This is a genomic window from Pseudonocardia sp., assembly GCF_050246655.1.
Taxonomy (GTDB): domain Bacteria; phylum Actinomycetota; class Actinomycetes; order Mycobacteriales; family Pseudonocardiaceae; genus Pseudonocardia.
This window is the reverse complement of record NZ_JBFWVQ010000234.1, coordinates 1-2534: the sequence shown is the minus strand read 5'-3', so window position 1 is coordinate 2534 and position 2534 is coordinate 1. Positions and strand designations below refer to the sequence as shown.

Annotated in this window: 2 protein-coding genes; one reads left to right on the top strand and one right to left on the bottom strand. The window is 73.4% G+C overall.

Annotated elements, in window-relative coordinates:
• The coding region (locus tag AB7J25_RS30705) for a PH domain-containing protein (protein ID WP_428514901.1) at positions 1–1052 on the top strand (1052 nt) is incomplete at its 5' end.
• Positions 1053–1104: 52 nt separating this feature from the next.
• Here the strand turns inward: AB7J25_RS30705 and AB7J25_RS30700 are convergent.
• Positions 1105–2534: helicase HerA-like domain-containing protein (locus AB7J25_RS30700; protein WP_428514899.1), on the bottom strand; the 1430-nt coding region annotated here is incomplete at its 5' end.

The following is a 2534-nucleotide window of genomic DNA, read 5'->3' as shown; positions in this document are numbered from 1 at the left end:
CACCGCAGTCCGAGGAGCTGGCGCGGCTGGACTGGGCGTGGATCCGCTACGCCCCGTTGACGGTGTCCTCGCTCGCCGCCGTCGGTGCGTTCGTCGGTGCCCTGTTCAACATCGTGGGCGACGTCGGCCTGTCCCCGGGCGATCTCGTCGACTCCGCGGGCGACCGCTTCGCGATGTCCCTGCTCATCGGCGTGCTCGTACTGGTCGCCGTGCTCGTCGGGATCGCCGTCGCCGGGGCGATGCTGCTCTTCGCGGAACGCTGGTTCGGCTACCGGCTCACCCGCGAGCCGGACGGGACGTTGCGGGTGCGCCGCGGCCTGCTGACCCGCCGGTCGCTGTCCGTGGCCGAGGAGCGGCTGCGCGGTGTGGAGCTGTCCGAGCCGCTGCTGTTGCGGCTGGGCCGCGGAGGGCAGGCGAAGGCCGTCTCGACCGGGCTCTCCGGCGGCGGCGAGGGTGGGGTGCTCGGGCCGCCCTCGCCGATCGCCGAGGGTCACCGGCTCGCGGCGGTCGTGCTGCGCGAGGGCCCGGTCACGCGCACACCACTGCGTCGCCATCCACGGGCGGCGCTCGTCCGGCGGCTGAACCGGGCCGTCGGCGGGGCGGTCCTACTCGTCGCGGCACTCTGGCTGCTCGACGTGTCACTGTTCGGGACGGGGCTCGGTCCGGTGGCGCTCGCGCTCCTGCCGCTGGCGGTGCTCGTGGGCTACGACCGCTGGCGCAATCTCGGGCACGCCCTCACCGAGCGCTACCTGTTGGCCCGCCACGGCTCGCTGCTGCGGCGCACGGTGGCGCTGCAGCGCCACGGGGTGATCGGCTGGACGGTGCGGCAGAGCCTCTTCCAACGCCGGTCCGGTCTCGTGACGCTGACGGCCGTCACGGCAGCGGGGGACGGCGGCTACCCGGTGGTGGACGTTGCGGCCGCGGACGCCGTCGCGCTCGCCGACGCGGCCGTCCCCGGGCTGCTCACCCCGTTCCTCGGCGTCCCCGCCGGTACCGCACCTTCGCCTCCGCCCACTGAACGCCAGGAACTGCCGCCGCACCCCGGCCGCTGAGCGCCGGCGGATGCGCCGTCCTCCCGCGTCGCCGAGCCCGGCGCGCCCTGGCTCACCGCCGCCGCGAGCGCGTCCCGAAGATCCCCCGCATGATCTCACGGCCCAGGGCACTGCCCGCCGAGCGCAGGAACGACTTCACCGCAGGCGAGTTCAGCGCCGTCTCCACGAACCCGGGCTCCTCGCGCTGCGGGGCCCGCCGCCGCGGCGCCTCCTCCGGCTCCGGAGCCGGCGCCCTCGACACCTCCGCCTCGGCTCCCGCGGTGCCCTCCGCCGCGATCCGGCGCGTGAGCCGCTCGTAGGCCGACTCCCGGTCGACCGTCACCCCGTACTTCGCGAACAGCGGTGACGCCTTCGCGGCCTCCGTGACCGCCTCGGGGCCGATCGCCGCCATCAGCGAGCGCGGCGCCCGCATCCGCGCCCACGCCACCGGGGTCGGCGCACCGCGCTCGGAGAGCACGGTGACGATCGCCTCGCCCGTCCCCAGCGACGTGAGGGCCTTCTCCATGTCGTAGTGCGTCGTGGTCGGGTACGTCTTCACCGTCTTCGCGAGCGCCGACTGGTCCTCCGGGGTGAACGCCCGCAGCGCGTGCTGGATCCGCGCGCCGAGCTGGGAGAGCACCGCGTTGGGGACGTCGGTGGGCAGCTGGGTGCAGAAGAACACGCCCACGCCCTTGGAGCGGATCAGCTTCACCGTCTGCTCGATGCGCTCCAGGAACGCCTTGGACGCGTCGGCGAACAGCAGGTGCGCCTCGTCGAAGAAGAACACGAGCTTGGGCTTGTCGAGATCGCCCGCCTCGGGGAGGTCCTCGAAGAGTTCGGCGAGCAGCCACATGAGGAACGTCGAGTACAGCCGCGGGTTGGCCGCCTGGTCGGCGAGCTCGAGCAGCGTGACGATCCCCCGGCCGTCGACCACCCGCATCAGGTCCGCGGGATCGAACTCGGGCTCGCCGAAGAAGTCGTCCCCGCCCTGCGCCTCCAGGTTCACCAGCGCGCGCAGGATGACCCCCGCCGTCGCCGAGGACACCCCACCGATCCCCTTGAGGTCGGCCTTGCCCTCGTCGCTGGTGAGGTGCTGGATGACCGCGCGCAGGTCCTTCGTGTCCAGCAGGGGGAGGTTGCGCTGGTCGGCCCAGTGGAAGATCAGCCCGAGCGTCGATTCCTGGGTGTCGTTGAGGTCGAGCACCTTGCTCAGCAGGATCGGCCCGAACTGGGTGAGCGTCGCCCGGATCGGGATCGCCGAGCTGTCCCCGCCCAGCGACAGGAACTCGACCGGGTATGCCGTGGGCGTCCAGTCGTCGCCGGTGTCCGTGGCGCGGGCGTCGATCTTCGGGTTGGGCGTGCCGGGGCGGGCCATCCCGGAGACGTCGCCCTTGATGTCGGCCAGCAGGACCGGCACGCCGGCGGACGAGAGCTGCTCCGCGATGCCCTGCAGCGTCTTCGTCTTGCCCGTGCCGGTGGCGCCCGCGACCAGGCCGTGGCGGT